Source organism: Herminiimonas contaminans, assembly GCF_015645465.1.
Classification (GTDB): domain Bacteria; phylum Pseudomonadota; class Gammaproteobacteria; order Burkholderiales; family Burkholderiaceae_D; genus Oxalicibacterium; species Oxalicibacterium contaminans.
The window spans coordinates 290,205-307,359 of record NZ_JADOEL010000002.1 but is presented as its reverse complement, the minus strand read 5'-3'; the positions used below and the strand labels follow the sequence as shown (position 1 = coordinate 307,359).

Annotated in this window: 15 protein-coding genes; 7 read left to right on the top strand and 8 right to left on the bottom strand. The window is 54.0% G+C overall.

The features are described 5' to 3' along the window. Positions 1 to 472: 472 nt before the first annotated feature. The 4 genes from IXC47_RS03775 to IXC47_RS03760 all read left to right on the top strand — a co-directional run bounded on the left by IXC47_RS03775 (position 473) and on the right by IXC47_RS03760 (position 3,800). Positions 473 to 724 (top strand): hypothetical protein, encoded by a 252-nt coding sequence (locus IXC47_RS03775; RefSeq protein WP_195874739.1) that lies wholly within the window; start codon positions 473 to 475, stop codon positions 722 to 724. An 89-nt stretch (positions 725 to 813) separates the two neighbouring features. After that, the gene (locus IXC47_RS03770) at positions 814 to 1,050 is read left to right on the top strand and encodes a hypothetical protein (protein ID WP_175625459.1); all 237 of its coding nucleotides are present in this window, start codon (positions 814 to 816) and stop codon (positions 1,048 to 1,050) included. A gap of 175 nt (positions 1,051 to 1,225) precedes the next feature. After that, positions 1,226 to 2,584 carry an MgtC/SapB family protein gene (locus IXC47_RS03765; RefSeq protein WP_195874738.1) on the top strand — a complete coding sequence of 453 codons (1,359 nt, stop codon included), beginning with the start codon at positions 1,226 to 1,228 and terminating at the stop codon, positions 2,582 to 2,584. Between the two features lie 367 nt (positions 2,585 to 2,951). Beyond that, positions 2,952 to 3,800, top strand: a complete 849-nt coding sequence (locus IXC47_RS03760) for a Crp/Fnr family transcriptional regulator (RefSeq protein ID WP_195874737.1) — start codon at positions 2,952 to 2,954, stop codon at positions 3,798 to 3,800. Positions 3,801 to 3,865: 65 nt separating this feature from the next. Here IXC47_RS03760 and IXC47_RS03755 read toward each other — a convergent pair whose 3' ends face one another. The 4 genes from IXC47_RS03755 to IXC47_RS03740 form a co-directional block, all read right to left on the bottom strand. After that, entirely contained in the window at positions 3,866 to 4,549 is a 684-nt protein-coding gene (locus IXC47_RS03755) for an OmpA family protein (protein ID WP_175625462.1), read from the bottom strand. Between the two features lie 310 nt (positions 4,550 to 4,859). Next, on the bottom strand, positions 4,860 to 5,183 hold the full coding sequence (locus tag IXC47_RS03750) for a BON domain-containing protein (RefSeq protein ID WP_175625463.1): 324 nt from the start codon (positions 5,181 to 5,183) through the stop codon (positions 4,860 to 4,862). Between the two features lie 295 nt (positions 5,184 to 5,478). Then, on the bottom strand, positions 5,479 to 7,065 hold the full coding sequence (gene gshA / locus IXC47_RS03745) for a glutamate--cysteine ligase (RefSeq protein WP_195874736.1): 1,587 nt from the start codon (positions 7,063 to 7,065) through the stop codon (positions 5,479 to 5,481). 453 nt (positions 7,066 to 7,518) lie between these two features. After that, on the bottom strand, positions 7,519 to 9,702 hold the full coding sequence (locus IXC47_RS03740) for a YgiQ family radical SAM protein (protein ID WP_230089392.1): 2,184 nt from the start codon (positions 9,700 to 9,702) through the stop codon (positions 7,519 to 7,521). A 391-nt stretch (positions 9,703 to 10,093) separates the two neighbouring features. Here IXC47_RS03740 and IXC47_RS03735 point away from each other — a divergent pair, with 391 nt between their 5' ends. From IXC47_RS03735 to IXC47_RS03725, 3 genes are all read left to right on the top strand, one after another. Continuing rightward, positions 10,094 to 10,747 (top strand): hypothetical protein, encoded by a 654-nt coding sequence (locus IXC47_RS03735; RefSeq protein ID WP_195874734.1) that lies wholly within the window; start codon positions 10,094 to 10,096, stop codon positions 10,745 to 10,747. A gap of 150 nt (positions 10,748 to 10,897) precedes the next feature. Further along, entirely contained in the window at positions 10,898 to 11,611 is a 714-nt protein-coding gene (locus tag IXC47_RS03730) for an rRNA pseudouridine synthase (protein ID WP_195874733.1), read from the top strand. Between the two features lie 475 nt (positions 11,612 to 12,086). Further along, the gene (locus IXC47_RS03725; protein WP_195874732.1) at positions 12,087 to 13,808 is read left to right on the top strand and encodes a methyl-accepting chemotaxis protein; all 1,722 of its coding nucleotides are present in this window, start codon (positions 12,087 to 12,089) and stop codon (positions 13,806 to 13,808) included. Between the two features lie 104 nt (positions 13,809 to 13,912). On the opposite strand, the gene fghA is transcribed toward IXC47_RS03725, so the two are convergent. The 4 genes from fghA to minD form a co-directional block, all read right to left on the bottom strand. After that, positions 13,913 to 14,758 (bottom strand): S-formylglutathione hydrolase, encoded by an 846-nt coding sequence (fghA, locus tag IXC47_RS03720; RefSeq protein ID WP_230089373.1) that lies wholly within the window; start codon positions 14,756 to 14,758, stop codon positions 13,913 to 13,915. Positions 14,759 to 14,768: 10 nt separating this feature from the next. Further along, on the bottom strand, positions 14,769 to 15,875 hold the full coding sequence (locus IXC47_RS03715; RefSeq protein ID WP_195874731.1) for an S-(hydroxymethyl)glutathione dehydrogenase/class III alcohol dehydrogenase: 1,107 nt from the start codon (positions 15,873 to 15,875) through the stop codon (positions 14,769 to 14,771). A gap of 163 nt (positions 15,876 to 16,038) precedes the next feature. Next, the gene (minE, locus tag IXC47_RS03710; protein ID WP_012079030.1) at positions 16,039 to 16,308 is read right to left on the bottom strand and encodes a cell division topological specificity factor MinE; all 270 of its coding nucleotides are present in this window, start codon (positions 16,306 to 16,308) and stop codon (positions 16,039 to 16,041) included. 2 nt (positions 16,309 to 16,310) lie between these two features. Continuing rightward, a complete protein-coding gene (minD, locus tag IXC47_RS03705) occupies positions 16,311 to 17,126 on the bottom strand; it encodes a septum site-determining protein MinD (protein ID WP_012079031.1) in 816 nt (271 codons plus the stop codon). Between the last annotated feature and the right edge of the window lie 29 nt (positions 17,127 to 17,155).

Here is a 17,155-nt window from a genome sequence, read left to right as displayed (position 1 = left end):
TTCATTTATTTGTTGGCGCGTCGGTGGATATCTTCATTTTAAGCAGGACAAATAATTTCTTTGAGATCAAACGCTTAGCTCACTAGCCACATGCTTATCCACAGGACTGTCCACAGAATGCGGGGATAAGTCTGTATGGGTGGGTGAGTTGTACGCTGTCCTCAACTGGATGAGCCACTTCAAGATATCAACACTTGTAAATTCAAAGCCATGTTTGAAAGCAGCCGAAAAAAACATGGGCCGCCTTGTTGCCAGGGCGGCCCGAAGAGACATCAATGGAGTTGTAATTTGTTTGTGATTATCGGGTGTCTCGCTGGCAATAGCGATCCCATGTGTATGGGATATCGTGGTTTTCTATAGACAGACTAAATCTGTCAGGCACATGCTCATGCGTGAATAGTCGCTTCAGCGATGGCATCGAATCTGTAAATGCGGTCCATGTTAGGATGGTCAGGCTGACAAGGAGACAGAGATGCCGTCTGAAAAAATTGGTGAATATGAAGTCGAATGTTCCGCCGTCGAGTTGATAGGCGCACCAGGCTGGGTCGCACACCTGGCGATTTACGGGCATTCACATAATCCCATGCACAGAAATAATGTATTTCCCGATCAGCGTGTGTCGCTGGATGCAGTGTTCCCCACCAAAGAAGAAGCAGAAGCGGAAGCACATCGGGTGGCACTGACCATGCTGACGCCGAATAGCAATGGTCCAGGCGAACACTGATTGAATAGACGTAGCACCACTGTACTTTCCGTTCTCACTGTGTAAATGCATGTGCAATTAGTGATGCACACTTATTTGAGGAGTGAATCATGAGTCGAGTGCCTGATGCTGTTTATAAGGGATATGAGATTTTCACCATCGTTGTGCCTGTCAGCGAGAACCTGTGGTCTGCCACCAGCGAGATAGAAGTGCATGGTGCGCAGGGCGAAGAAATATCGCAAGGTTTTGCCGGTCCTTTTGAAGCGCATAGCAGCGATGAAGCGAAGGCTCTGGTGATCGCAGATACCAAACAAAAGATAGACGACTTGCTGGCGCAACCGATTTAAATTGCGCAGTCCCTGGCGCAAGCCTTGCTAGTAGTCTGCATCCGCTACTTGAATAATCGTTCGCGAACAATGATGCGTATGCCATAAGTGCGTATGCATATGCGGACTCCGAGCGGACAATTGCCACCCGGTGGTTTATAGTCGCTTGTTACACGTTTTTTTCTGTTTATGTCCCATGACTGATCCACACACTGCCAACGCCGTCGTCGAACCATTGATACAGGTCGGCATGTCGCTGCCTGAAATTAAATGGCCTTACCTGGTCAGCCTCACCCGTTTAAGTCTGGCTTTGGCACTGGGTTTGCTGATCGGCCTCGAGCGCGAGCGTCGCGGCAAGGAAGCAGGGCTGCGCACGTTTTCGCTGATTGCGCTATTGGGTGCGATGGGTGGCACGCTCGGCGATAACTATGCTTACCTGATCCTGTTCCTGGTTGGTATCCTCACCGTTTTTCTTAACGTGCAGCGCTTGCGCACCGATGACAGCAGCGAGCTGACGACTTCAGCAGCGATGCTGATTACCTGCGTGGCGGGGATTTTGTGCGGCAAGGGACATACCGCAACACCGGCTTCCATCATCGTTATCGTCACCGCACTGCTGGCGTGGAAAGATAGACTGACCGGTTTTAGTCTCGGCCTGACAGAAAATGAAATGCGCTCGGCGCTGTTGCTGGCGATTCTGGCGATCGTGATTTATCCGGCACTGCCCGTTGGTGCGATAGGGCCGTGGAAGCTGATAGAACCGCGCGCGGCATGGGTGACAGTGATCCTGATTGCCGGTATCGGCTTCGTCAACTATGTGTTGTGGAAGTTGTACGGCACGCGCGGCATTGTGATGACGGGCTTCCTCGGTGGTCTGGTGAATAGCAGCATTACCGTCAGCGAGTTGGCTTCGCGGGCGCGTGATAATCAGCGTGATACTGTCAGCGCAGCTTATCGCGGTATTTTGCTGGCTACCGCCGCGATGCTGATCCGTAACGGCGGCTTGCTATTGATACTGGCACCAGCGGCGGCATTCTCGGCATTGATTCCGTTCGTCCTGATGCTGGTCATCAATGCAGTCTGGTTCTTCATCGATACCGATACCGTGAAGAAGACAGCAGAGGCGCAGACGCAAACCGTTGCACTGCCTTTGCCGTTCTCTTTAAGTGCTGCGTTGAAATATGGTTTGCTGTTCCTGATCCTGCATATCGCGGGCGTGATCGCACAGCAAGGTTTTGGTGAAGCCGGATTCTATGCGGTCAGCCTGATTGGTGGTGTGGTGTCCAGCGCCAGTGCGGTGGCGGCAGCTGCCAGCCTGGTGACCGGTGGTTCGATACCCGAGCACGTTGCCTCGACCGGCGCGGTGATCGCTTCGCTGGCGAGTGTCCTGATTAACTTGCCGCTGGTATTGCGCGCGCACAATCGTGGACTGACCTTGCGACTGACTATCGCCATGCTGTCGATTTCGGTGGTGGGCATCGTCGGTGCGTTTGTCGCGAAACCGCTGATAGGTTTCCTGATAGAAGCATTTCCGATGTTGTCCCAGTTTAATTAATGAGCACAAGGGAGAGGGGCAGCTTTGCCATGGGGTAAGACAACGTTATATGAATTCGCAACTATGCAAATAATTAATTGATCCTTGGGTTATATGTTGCGGTGCAGTATAGTGGCTCTGTCTCCTCCAACTCCTCAAGAATTGGATTCAGCCCGCTCCCACAAGGACGCGGGCTATTTTTTTGCCTGTTCGCAGGGAAATGTTGCCAAGCGAGAATTAAAGTTTCCGGATGAAAACGAAAAACATGTTTTTGTTATCTTTTTGTCAGTGTGATCTCACACGAGAATGGGATATGCGCTGATTTTGATATGCGCTAGCCAGTGCAATGATGAAACCGTGGAAATTTTGACTATCCAGGGAGGAACACATGGCACAGATCGCTAACCATCGAAATACCGTTGCAAGCCATCAGATTGTGAACTCCAACGCGATTGCGGCGTTGAGGATGAAAGGTGATGTTGCCTACGATGCGCTACAGCACAGGCCGGTAGCACCGAGGGCTTTGGCCGGTTTGCATGGTCATCACCCGCAACATAACGGTTTGCTGGCAGCCTTGCCGGAAGCAGACTATGCGCGCCTGTCGCAGCATCTGGAATTCGTCGACATGCCTTTTGGTACGACGATATGTGAAGCTGGTGAGCAGATGCAGTATGTCTACTTCCTCACCAGCAGCATCGTGTCGCTGCTGTATGAAACTGCCGACGGTGCATCTTCGGAAACCGCAGTGATCGGTTACGAAGGCATCGTAGGTGCGGATGTATTCATGGGTGGTGGTGCATCCTTGCACCGTGCTTTTGTAAAAAGCGCCGGTTACGGTTTCCGTATCAAGGCTTCCATCCTGAACGAAGAATTTGCGCGCGGCGGCGCCTTGCAACAATTGCTGTTGCGCTTCACGCAGGCTTTGTTCACGCAAATGGCGCATACCGTTGCTTGCAACCGTCACCACACCATCGTGCAACAACTCTGTCGCTGGCTGGTGCTCAGCCTGGACAGGCTGCCCGGTGACAAGATCAGCATGACGCAAGACCTGATTGCCAATATGCTGGGTGTGCGCCGTGAGAGCGTGACCGAAGCAGCGCGCAAATTGCAGGATGAAGGTTTGATTCAATACAGCCGTGGCCAGATTACCGTGCTGGATCGCGATGGCCTGGAAGCACATATCTGCGAGTGCTATGCGGGCATCAAGAAAGTGTATGAAGGCTTGCTGAAAAACTAGCTTGTTGCCGCATATGAAAAAAGCCCCGCATGCGGGGCTTTTTTGTGGGTGCCAACTAATGCGGATTAGCGCAAAGGCTGTGGCTGATGTTGTTGCGGTTGTTGTTGCTGTGGTTCAGCGACGAAGATTTCAACGCGACGATTGCGTGCACGACCGGCTGCATCACCATTGCTGGCGATCGGTTCGCGGCTGCCGCGGCCATCTACCTGGATGCGTTGTGGCGAGACGCCACGACCGGCGAGGTAATCGCGGGTACGCGCAGCACGATCAAAGGACAATGGATTGTTGATCGCATCGGTACCAGTGCTATCGGTATGACCAATGATGGTGACGGTAGCGGTTGGGTTTTCTACCAGGCCGGAAGCAAAGCGATCAAGGATAGGTTGCAGGCTAGGATTGATATCGGAGCGGCCGGTAGCAAACGAAATGTCGCTAGGGATTTCCAACTTCAGGCGATTGTCTGCGGTCTGGCTGACTTGTACGCCAGTGCCCTGGGTTGCCTGTTCCATCTGACGCTTTTGATTTTCCATGCGGCTGGACCAGACGTTACCTGCGACTGCACCAATCACGCCACCGATTGCTGCGCCGCCTGCGATGTTGCGCGAGCCGCCGGTGATGCCGCCGAGCAGCGCACCCACGCCTGCGCCTATACCTGCACCTTGTGCGGTACCGCGTTCTGTTTCAGACATATTGGCACAGCCGGAGAGGGCTAGTACTGCGGCAAGGCTGCCGATCATTAATGTGCGCATGATGATTCCTTATAAAAGATATGGTTTAACAACGCGTAATGAGTATTCGTTGGCCAGGTACACGCCGCAGCGCTGAACATTCATCATAATGCAGTTTCCGGCAAATGACAGTGCAGTTCTGCATGCTGTATCCATGTGCAGCATCGTTTATTTGTTCGATGCTGGTACAGCGCAAATAACGGTTTTTCACTACGATACGTTGACACGCGACTTGATAATTCAAGTGGGAACTATTCCAGATCTGGAATGTCGTTGGTGTATATTTTCAGACGAAAAAGAGGCCACGAGCGTGGCCTCTTTTTTATTGCGCTTACTTGACGATCAGATTGTTTTTAACAGCCTGTACGCCTTTGACACTACGCGCAACACTGGTTGCTTTCGGAATGTCTTGTGCCTGTTTGACGAAGCCGCTCAGTTGGACTGTACCTTTAAATGTTTCGACATTGATCTCGGTGGCTTTTAAAGTCGGCTCATTGACGATAGCCGCTTTTACTTTGGTGGTGATCCACGAGTCATCGACGTATTCGCCTGTGCCTTCTGTTTTTGAGGTCGAAGCGCAGCCGACGACAGCTGTCAGCATAACGGCGGTAAACAATGCGGTCATCCATTTCGATTTGGATTTATTCAGGATCATAATTTACTCTCCGGTTGATTTATCAGCAGGGGACAGGTGTCCGATGCATATGGTTGGGTATCAGCTACGACGCAATCATGTCGTCGTCGATGGAGAGAGATTACTGACCTGCAATGAGGGGGTCTGTACGTTAGCGTACACAAGATCAAAATGGCAATTGCTTGCAGCTGTGCATTAAAGCTGCGTGTTAATTTTCTTGCTGCACGGAATTTGTACTTTGTTTGCGACCATTAAAAAAGCCCCTGCACCGTGTAGTGCAGGGGCTGTCTGATCAGCTCAGTAGTCGTTCAGGACATCAGTCACACAATTGCTGTGGTGTCCTTTGATTGTATGCGGCAACGAAGGCGTCAAAGTCACCGCATTGTGTACGTTCCATTTCTTCCTGCTCGGCAATAGAAGTCTTTGCCAGCGTATCGAAATAGGCATTCTCTTCAGCATTCAAGGGACGCGCACGGAAGTATTCCGCATGTGCCACGCTTTGGCGCAAGCCGAATTGCTCGAATGATTTATCGGTCGCTTGCAGTTCCGCCAGTACACGCGCCGATGGCGTCAGGCTGGCATCCAGCAGTTTTTCTTTTTGCGCTGCCAGTGCTTGCGCGTGTTGCTGGTCATTGCGCTGTGCGTCCAGCAGATCGGCGGCTGACTGTATGCGTTCCAGTAATTCCAGTCCCCAGTCCTGCAGCTTGATTGCTACGCCATCGCGTTGCAGTTGCAGGCCAGGACGACGTCCCTCCTTGACGGTGCGGGCAAAGTTTTCGGTGCGTTCACGATTGTTAGCTTCATCCGTAAACGGACTATCGTCCAGTGCGCAGAACAACAGGAAGGCATCAAGGAAACGCGAAGTCGGCAGGCTGATGCCGAGTGGTTCAAACGGATCGATATCCATGCAGCGTACTTCTATGTACTGCACACCGCGTGCGCACAATGCTTCGACCGGACGCTCGCCGCTGTTGATGACGCGTTTAGGACGGATGGTGGCGTAATACTCGTTTTCGATTTGCAGCAGATTGGTGTTGAGCTGTATCCACTCACCATCGCGGCGTGTGCCTATCGCTTCATACGCAGGGTAGGGCTGGCGTACTGCGCGTGACAGGTTGCGCATATAGCTTTCCAGATCGTTATACGGCGGCATCAGTCCCGCTTGCGCATTGTTCTGGTAACCGAGGTCGCTCATGCGCAAACTGGTTGCATATGGCAGGTACAGCGTATCGTCGGACAAGGTTGCCAGTTCGTGCTGGCGACCACGCAGGAAATGCGTGGATAGTGCTGGAGAAGCGCCGAACAGATACATCAGCAACCAGCTATAGCGCTGGAAGTTGCGGATCAGTGCGATATAGCTTTCGGATTGATAGGACTTGTCGTCCAGCTGGCTGGCTTCATTTTTCTTAATAACGCGCCACAAATCTTCCGACAGCGAGTAGTTGTAGTGCAGACCGGCGATGCATTGCATCGCTTTGCCATAACGTACCGCCAGGCCGCGGCGATACACATGCTTGATCATGCCGATGTGCGAAGTGCCGTACCAGGCGATAGGGATGTCGGCTTCTTCCGGCAGTGTGCATGGCATGGATTGGCTCCACAGTAGTTCATGGTCCAGCTTGGCATTGGCAAAGCGGTGTATGCGATCCAGTTCTTCCAGCGCGGTAGCCACATCGTGCTCGGCTGGGGTAATGAATTCCAGCAGGGATTCGGAATAGTCGGTCGTAATTTGCGGATTGGTCAGCGCCGAGCCTAGCGCACGTGGATGCGGCCCCAGTGCGAGCTGGCCTTGCGCGTCTACGCGTAGCGTCTCCCGCTCTATGCCGCGGCGTCCCTGGTTTAGCAGGCCGCGATGCGCGTCGTCTGCGAGTAGTGCGAGTCGGCGCGTGTATAAATTGCTCAATTGGTGATCCCCTATCGATACTTCCGCCATTTCAAGCGCGGTAACTTTGGCGGAAGAATAACCGAAAATCGGAAACGAGGTGGGACGGTGAGATTTTGTGCGAGTGCAAAAAATGTGCTTAATTGCGCTCGCCGTGAGGCAAAAACGAGTAAGCGGCAGGCGCCAGCGCCCGCCGTTACTAGAACTCATTTCATAAATATCCGCGAGTGCGAACGCGGCTATTTGGGAGGTAGTGCAAGGCGTGTCGCGCTGCCAAGGGTGGTCCCCTTGGCAAGCGGCGCAACGCAGCAATACGCCCAAATAGCCCGTTCCCTTCGGGTTCTTACCAAAAGCGGCGCTGGCCGCGTTGTGCTCCTTGCGCATAGCCCCGCTATGCGACGCGTCGTACGCCTTGCCAGCACCGCTTTTGGTAAGAACGCATCTCACGGATATTTGTGAAATGAGTTCTAGCTATTACTTGCGGCCGCCGCGGGTGCTGGCAGTGCGCGCAGGTCGGGTAGTGTTGGTGCCACGGTTGCCGGCATTGCGTGCGACCGGGGTACGGACCACGGCGGCACCTGGACGCGGCTTGTTTTGCCCGAATTTCTTCGCCAGCTGGTTAGGGCCGGGTGTTTCGCGGCGGTGCTCGGCGGCGATGATGGCGCGTGACGGTGCCGCATGGCGCGGCACCAGATGATGTTCACCGCTGCCTATCAGGTCGCTGCGCCCCATGCGTTGCAAGCCTTCGCGCAGGATTTCCCAGTTTTCCGGATCGTGATAACGCAGGAAGGCTTTGTGCAGTTTGCGGATTTTGCCGGTACGTACGGTTTCTACCGCTTCCGATTCTTCCGTCACCTTGCGCAAAGGATTCTTGCGCGTGTGGTACATGGTGGTCGCCAAAGCCATAGGCGTCGGCATGAAGGTCTGCACCTGGTCGAGGCGGAAATTGTTTTTCTTCAGCCACAGCGCCAGGTTCAGCATGTCTTCATCGGTGGTGCCCGGATGCGCCGCGATGAAGTAAGGGATCAGGTATTGTTCCTTGCCTGCTTCCTTCGAATACTTTTCAAACAATTCCTTGAACTTGTCGTAAGCACCCATGCCCGGCTTCATCATCTTCGACAATGGGCCTTCTTCCGAATGCTCAGGCGCGATTTTCAGCAAGCCACCGACATGATGCGATACCAGTTCCTTGACGTATTCAGGTGAACGCACTGCGAGGTCGTAACGCAGGCCTGAGCTGACCAGGATTTTTTTGATGCCCGGAATTGCGCGCGCCTTGCGATACAACTGGATCAGCTTGCTGTGGTCGGTGCCGAGGTTGGAGCAGATGCTCGGGTAAACGCAAGACAGGCGACGGCAGGATTCCTCGATGCGTTTGTCCTTGCAGGCGAGGCGATACATATTCGCAGTCGGGCCGCCGAGGTCGGAGATGGTGCCGGTAAAGCCTTTGACCTTGTCGCGTATCAATTCGATTTCGCGCAGGATGGACGGTTCGGAACGGCTCTGGATGATGCGGCCTTCATGTTCGGTGATCGAACAGAAGGTGCAGCCGCCAAAGCAGCCGCGCATGATGTTGACCGAGAAGCGGATCATTTCCCACGCCGGTATGCGTGCCTTGCCATAGCTGGGGTGGGGCGCACGTGCATAGTTCATGTCGTACACGCCATCCATCTCATCCATCGCCAGCGGCAGCGGAGGCGGATTGAGCCAGACGTCACGTTCACCGTGTGCCTGCACCATCGCACGGGCATTACCCGGATTGGATTCGAGATGGAAGACGCGCGATGCATGCGCGTACAGCACCGGATCATCCTTGACCACTTCATATGCAGGCAGGCGTACGACTGTTTTGTTGCGCACTTCGCGTTCGGCTTGACGGCGCTCTTCGCGGCTCATGATTTTGATGACTTTGACCGCGGGTTCCGGTGGTGCTGCATTTTCAGTTTTGCAGCCTTCCGGATCCTTCATCTTCATTTCATACGGATCAGGATGTGGCTCTACCTTGCCCGGCGTATCGACGCGGGTCGAGTTGGCTTCGGTCCATTCCGGTGTTGGCTTCCAGCCGGGCGGCACCATGAAGGCAGTACCGCGCAGATCACGTATCGATGAAATCGGTTCACCCGCGGCGACGCGGTGGGTGAGGTCGACCAGTGCACGTTCAGCATTGCCGAAGATCAGGATGTCGGCCTTGGAGTCAGGCAGTACCGAGCGACGTACCTTGTCCGACCAGTAATCGTAATGGGCGATGCGGCGCAGGCTGGCTTCTATGCTGCCGATGACGATATTGACGCCGGGATAGGCTTCACGTGCGCGTTGTGCGTACACCGTGACGGCGCGATCCGGGCGCTTGTTGGGTTCGCCGTGCGGTGTGTAGGCGTCGTCCGAGCGTATCTTGCGGTCGGAAGTGTAGCGATTCACCATCGAATCCATATTGCCAGCGGTGATGCCGAAATACAGGTTCGGTTTGCCGAGCGCACGGAAAGGTTCTGCCGATAGCCAGTCCGGCTGGCTGATGATGCCGACGCGGAAGCCCTGCGATTCCAGCAAACGACCGACCAGCGCCATGCCGAAGCTGGGGTGATCAATATATGCATCGCCTGTCACCAGGATCACATCGCAGCTATCCCAGCCGAGCTTGTCCATTTCTGCACGTGACATAGGCAGGAAGGGCGCGGGCTTGAGGTCGCGGCGGCGCTGGCTGGTATAGGAAAACAGGTTTTTTGGCTGTGCGCTCATGAGATGCAAAGGTGGAAACAGCGGGCCAGCTTACAAACGCCGGGACTACGCCATTTCACGTCAGGCGAGGAAGGCGACAGTATGACAGCTTTGCTGCTTGGCGACGAGGCTTAACGTCGGGTAGCACCTTGATTTACATGGATATTTTTATCTGATGTTGCTTTTGCAGCAATAAAGCGCACGACCTGTTTTGCGTGTTACTCAGCTTTTCTTGTTTTCAGCCGTTAATCCTTATACGATTGCGGCGAATTTCAGTACGGTGTTGTCAATGCGATCATTTTTTACGAATGAACTGATGAATGAAGGAGTTCACATGAGCATTAGTATTTTAAATAGTACGCAAAGACCATCGACTGTCCCTGCTACTCCAGCGCGCGAGGCTGCCCAGCGTCCGGCCGATAAAAGTGACGCTGCTGCTACCGACAAAGTCACGCTGGGCGCGCAGCCCGCAGAAGACGGTACTTACGGTGATTTGCGCAATGCCGCTAGTGCAGCTAATACCACGCAGGCACGTCCGGCGGATGTTGCGGCCATGCTGGAAGAATCGAACCGCAAGGTAAAGGAAATCATCAACCTGATCCTGCCTTTGGTCGAACAGCAAGGCCTGAACCTGGCCAAGGTCGTCAGCGGTGAGCAAAAGCTGACGACGGATGCGGCGACCATAGAGGAAGCGCAAGCTGCGATTGCGGAGGATGGTGAATTCGGTATCAAGGCAGTCGCTGAGCGCATACTGAATTTTGCCAAGAGCGTGATCGGTGGTGATCCATCCAAACTGGAAGCGATACGTGCTGCAGTTGAGAAGGGTTTCAAGGAAGCGACTGAAATGCTGGGTGGTGTTTTGCCGGAAATCAGCCAGAAAACACACAAGGCGATCATGGCTGAATTCGATCGCTGGCAAAGTGATGGCATACCTGAGGCGGTCGATATTTCTGCCCAGGCAGATAGCTCGCAAGCAAAAGCAGCCTGAATACGCTTTAGCGCATCGACATAAAAGCGGCTCCCTCGTGGAGCCGTTTTCTTTTTATATTCAATCCTTTATCTGCACGTTGTGCGCTAAAAGGCTTGCAGCGACTGTGCGGCAAGCTGACAATACACATCTTTTTCAGATTGCATGATCATGGTTGACTCTATCCGCCTCTCCAAACGTGTTGCCGAAGTACTGGCCTGCTCGCGCAGCGTCGCCGAGCAATATATAGAAGGCGGCTGGATCAGCGTGGACGGGAAGGTGATCGAGGAAGCAGGACATCGGGTAGATCCGCAGCAGCAGGTCGTGCTGGCACCGGATGCGACCCTGGTCGCGATAGCACCTGTCACCATCTTGTTGCACAAACCGGCCGGTATGGAGGCCGATGCGGTGCTGCAATGCATTACGCCGGAAAACCTCTATGCAGATGATCGTTCCGGCATCCGTTTCCTGAAAAAACACACGACAGACTTGAAGGCTACCGACCAGCTGGAAACCATGGCCAGTGGTTTGCTGGTGTTGACGCAGGACTGGCACGTCGCGCGCAAGCTGGTCGACGACGCTGCCAGCATAGAGCAGGAGTACATCGCAGAAGTAAGCGGTGAGCTGGTGGTCGGTGGACTGGTGTTGCTCAACCATGGTCTGAGCATGAACCGCAAAGCTCTGGCCCCGGTCAAGGTGAGCTGGCAAAACGAGACGCGCCTGCGTTTCGCTGGCAAGGGCATACAGCGCGGCCAGATCGCATACATGTGTGAACAAGTCGGGCTGACACTGGTCGGCCTCAAGCGCATACGCATGGCGCGCATGCCGATGGCAGCTTTGCCGGTCGGCCAATGGCGTTACCTGAAAGGCTATGAGCGCTTCTGAGTCTGGCAGTCTTGTCAGATTTGCTCAGCCTTGCACAGGCTTAACTACGCTATAAAACACGCGGAGTCTTGAGTGTATATCCAGGCCTCATAGAGTCACCAAATTCACATTCCCAATGATGTTTTTCGCTGCCCGTCGCGTGGCAGGGATTTTTTTGTGCATTTATTCATATTTGTTTTTCTTATAAGCATGCACTATTTTTGTGCCTGACCATCAATATTGCTGGTTCGCTGCCGTTAATGACTTACGTATGACATGAGATTTATCTTTGTTTTCATACTTATTTTCAGAATGTCATGTTGTCGGTATTGCACTTACAAGCATGGTGGAAGATTACTCCTATTTTTTAGTGGTAATGGAAATAATGGACTTTTCCTGGTTTTGCAGATGTATGGTGTGCATCGATTTTGGTCTGGAAGATGAAATAGACACAATGTTTTTTGCATTACAAAAATAAAATATTGAAGGAGAAACGATGCGCTTCGCGAATATGAAAATAGGTGTACGGCTGGGCCTGGGTTTCGGCCTGATTTTGTTGCTGGTGGCTGCTATGGGCGCAACCGGCATCATGCGACTGGAAAATATTAATGATGCCAGCCGCAATCTGGTTGATCATTCCCTGAAAAAACAAAAGGCGGCGGAAGACTGGCTGCTGGCAACCAGTGTCAACGGCATACGTACCCTCGCCCTGGTCAAGAGTGCTGATCCGGAAACACAGCAATTCTTCCAGAAAGCAATTACCGCCCAGAGCAAGCAAATTACCGAACTCCAGAACGGTGTCGAAGCCTCGCTCGTTACCCCTGAAGAAAAGCAGCTCTTTGCCGAAGTCGGCAAGAAGCGCGCAGTCTATGTAGACCTGCGTAAAGCGATCTTTGCCGTTAAGGACAAGGGCAACGAGGCAGAAGCCAGACAGCTGATCGATAGCAAAATGATCCCGGCGCTGGATGCTTATGTAGACAGCGTGCGTGACGTGCTGGCGTATTACCAGAACGAAGTGAAACTGGCGGATCAATCGATTACAGCCGATTACGGTTCAGGTCGCATGACGCTAATCATCGGCGCCGTGATCGCATTGATACTCGGCGCATTGATCGCATGGCGTCTGACGGTAGGCATTACCCAACCATTGCAGGAAGCGCTGTCGATGGCGGAATCAGTTGCCGAAGGCGATCTGACTGCACGCAGCACCATGGTGGTGGGTGATGATGAAGCAGGTCTTTTGCTGAAAGCCTTGCGCCGCATGCAGGACAGCCTGGCCAAAACCGTCACGCAAATCCGTATGGGTACCGACACCATAGCGACCGCCTCCAGCGAAATCGCCAGCGGTAACCTGGATCTGTCGTCGCGTACCGAACAGCAAGCCAGCTCGCTCGAAGAAACCGCTTCCTCGATGGAAGAGCTGACCTCGACCGTAAAACAAAATGCGGACAACTCGCGCCAGGCCAATCAGCTGGCAGTGGCGGCTTCGGCAGTTGCAGTCAAGGGCGGTACCGTAGTGTCGGAAGTGGTCAACACCATGGGCTCCATCAATGATTCGGCAAAGAAAATCGTCGACATCATTGGCGTGATCGATGGCATTGCTTTCCAGACCAACATCCTGGCACTGAATGCCGCCGTCGAAGCAGCGCGTGCCGGTGAACAAGGTCGTGGCTTCGCGGTGGTGGCTACCGAGGTGCGGAATCTGGCGCAACGTTCGGCAGCGGCAGCGAAGGAAATCAAGGCGCTGATCGGTGACTCGGTAGAGAAAGTCGATGCCGGTAGCAAGCTGGTGGCAGAAGCGGGTAGCACCATGGATGAGATCGTCGACGGCGTGAAACGCGTGGCTGACATCATGGCAGAAATCACTGCTGCCAGCCAGGAGCAAAGCGACGGTATCGAGCAGGTGAACCAGGCTATCGGTCAGATGGATCAGGTCACCCAGCAAAATGCTGCGCTGGTGGAGGAAGCGGCGGCAGCTGCTGAGTCCTTGCAGGATCAGGCGCGCAACCTGGCACAGGCGGTCAGCGTGTTCCAGATCGGTAGTGGCTACGCCGCAGGGCATGTAGCTGCGCCGCGCACGGTACAGTCGACCGCAGTACGTGCTCCGGCACCGGTGGCGGCAGTGACACGCGCACCGGCACCCGTTGCTGAAACAAGAAAAGCGGCGCCGAGCAAAGCATCAGTGCAGGGCAATAACGACGACTGGGAAGAGTTTTAAGCAGTCGTTCGTAAGCCGGTAATACAAAAAGGGAGGGACAGAAATTCTGTCCCTCCCTTTTTTATTTGTCTCGCAGAACCTTGCGTGCGTCCTGCTATTTCAGCCTACTTATTCAGGATCGCGCTGTGATAGGCGATGTGATCCTGCATGAAGGTCGAAATGAAATAGTAGTTGTGGTCGTAACCGCGATGACGACGCAGGGTCAGCGGTTGATCGGCGGCCCAGCACGCGGCTTCGAATTGATGTGGCAGCAATTCCGTATCCAGGAATTGATCGTCCAGGCCCTGGTCGATCAGGATGCCTTGCGGGAATGGCGTCTTGCGAGCCCGCATCAGCGCGCTGGCGTCATGATCCAGCCAGGTGCTTCGGTCTGCGCCCAGGTAGTTGGAGAATGCCTTCTCACCCCAAGGGCACTGGCTAGGCGCAGTGATAGGCGCAAATGCGGAAACCGATTTGTAGATGTCCGGATTCTTCAAGGCCAGCGTCAGTGCGCCATGACCACCCATCGAATGACCGAACACACCAATGCGGTCGGCGAGGGCAGGGAAGTTACTGATGATGGTATTGCGCAATTCATGCACGACATACGAGTACATGCGGAAATGATCCGACCACGGTGCTTGTGTGGCGTCGATATAGAAACCTGCGCCATGGCCGAAATCCCAGGCGTCGCTGGCACCCTTGATGCCGGTGCGACGCGGGCTGGTATCTGGCGAGACCAGCATGATGCCGTGCTCAGCTGCGTAGCGCTGTGCGCCACCCTTGATCATGAAGGTTTCTTCGGTACAGGTCAGTCCGGCCAGATAGAACAGCACCGGTACTTTCTTGTGCTTCGCCTGTGGCGGCTGGTACACCGAAAAAGTCATCGGCAAGCCGGTCTCTTTCGATTGTTGTTTATAAAATCCTTGTACGCCATCAAAGCATACGTGTTGGCTGATCAGTTCCACCATCTTCCCCGTATTAGTAAATAACAACCGAGCGTATCGATTCACCGCTCTTCATCAAGTCAAAACCTTCATTGATCCGGTCCAGCGGCAGCGTGTGCGTGATCAGATCATCGATATTCAGTTTACCTTCCATGTACCAGTCGACAATCTTCGGTACGTCGGTGCGGCCACGTGCGCCGCCGAAAGCGGAGCCTTTCCATTCGCGACCAGTTACCAGCTGGAATGGACGGGTGCTGATTTCTGCACCGGCTTCAGCCACGCCGATCACGATCGATTGGCCCCAGCCCTTGTGACAACATTCCAGCGCCTGGCGCATGGTGTGTACATTGCCTATGCATTCGAAGCTGTAGTCTGCGCCGCCGTCGGTCAATTGCACGATCGCGTCAACTACGTTTTCGACTTTGCTCGGATTGATGAAATGCGTCATGCCGAATTTGCGTGCCATTGCTTCACGCGCCGGATTCAAATCAACACCGATAATCTTGTCGGCACCTACCATCTTGGCAGCCTGGATCACGTTGAGGCCGATACCGCCGAGGCCGAACACGACTACATTCGCGCCAGCTTCCACTTTCGCGGTGAACAGTACGGCGCCTACACCAGTGGTGACGCCGCAACCGATGTAGCAGACTTTATCGAACGGCGCGTCTTCGCGAATTTTCGCCAGAGCGATTTCCGGTACCACGATGTAGTTCGAGAAGGTCGAGGTGCCCATGTAGTGGAACAGCGGCTTGCCATCGATGGAGAAGCGGCTGGTTGCATCCGGCATCAGGCCGCGACCCTGGGTTGAGCGGATTTTTTGGCACAGATTGGTTTTGCGCGACAGGCAGAATTTGCATTCGCGGCATTCTGGTGTGTAGAGCGGAATGACGTGATCGTCTTTCTTCAGGCTTTTTACGCCCGGGCCGACTTCTACCACCACGCCCGCGCCTTCATGGCCGAGGATGGCAGGGAAGATACCTTCAGGGTCGGCACCTGACAGGGTGTAGTAATCAGTATGGCAAATGCCGGTGGCTTTGATCTCGACCAGCACTTCGCCTTCACGTGGACCACCCAGTTCCACTTCTTCGACAGTCAGCGGTTGTCCTGCTTTCCAGGCGACGGCGGCTTTGGTTTTCATGGTGGGGTCTCACTTAATAAAGGAGGTGAAATGATACGTCATCTGCGGGCAGGCTGACGGCGCTGCTATTTTTTGACACTGCGGGAGAAATTGCCGGATTCCGGGCTGGCCGGAATCCGCTATCAAACGTAATAGACGTAATCAGTGATGAGTACGGCCTGGATTACTTGACTGCTTCAATTGCGTCGTCAGGCAGCACGACGTTGACGTCCAGGACTTCCAGGTTGCCCTGGCTGTTGAGCGAGATCTTGATGTCGTCAGGATTGACCTTGACGTACTTCGAGATCACCGCGATCAGTTCCTGATGTAGCGCAGGCAGGAAGTCGGGACCGGCACGACCATTGCGCTCACGCGCGATGATGATCTGCAAGCGTTCCTTGGCTGCACTCGCAGTCTTCGGCTTGCTATTGAAGAGAAAAGACAAAAGCGCCATGATTACTTACCTCCAAAAATTCTCTGCAGAAAGCCAGGTTTTTCGTAGTCGGTAAATCGCAGCGGAACGTCTTCTCCGAGGAAACGCGAGACGACATCTTTATATGCTTCCGAAACTTCACTGCCTTCAATATGGATAGCCGGATTGCCTGCGTTCGATGCGTGCAGGACGGATTCCGATTCAGGGATGATGCCGACCAGCGGTATGCGCAGGATTTCCTGCACGTCGGTGTAGGACAGCATTTCACCCGCTTCTACGCGCTTAGGTACATAGCGGGTAATCAGCAGGTGTTCCTTGACTGGTTCGCCGCCATTCAGTGCGCGACGCGATTTGGCCTGGATGATGCCGAGGATGCGATCCGAATCGCGTACCGACGACACTTCAGGATTGGTGACGATGATGGCTTCGTCAGCAAAGGTCAGCGCCATCACGGCACCGTGTTCGATACCTGCAGGCGAATCGCAGATGATGAATTCGAAGTCCATTGCAGCGAGGTCTTGCAGCACGCGTTCTACGCCGTCTTCGCTCAATGCATCCTTGTCGCGGGTTTGCGAAGCAGGCAGCACGAACAGGTTGTCGCAGTGCTTGTCCTTGATCAGTGCCTGGTTCAGCGTTGCTTCTTTGTTGACGACATTGATCAGGTCATACACCACGCGGCGTTCGCAGCCCATGATCAAATCGAGGTTACGCAGGCCGACGTCAAAGTCGATGACGACTGTTTTATGTCCGCGCATGGCCAAACCAGATGCAAAGCTTGCGCTCGAGGTCGTTTTGCCGACGCCGCCTTTACCTGACGTTACAACGATGATTTTTGCCAAAGGAAACCCCTTTCGTTATTTATTAGAAC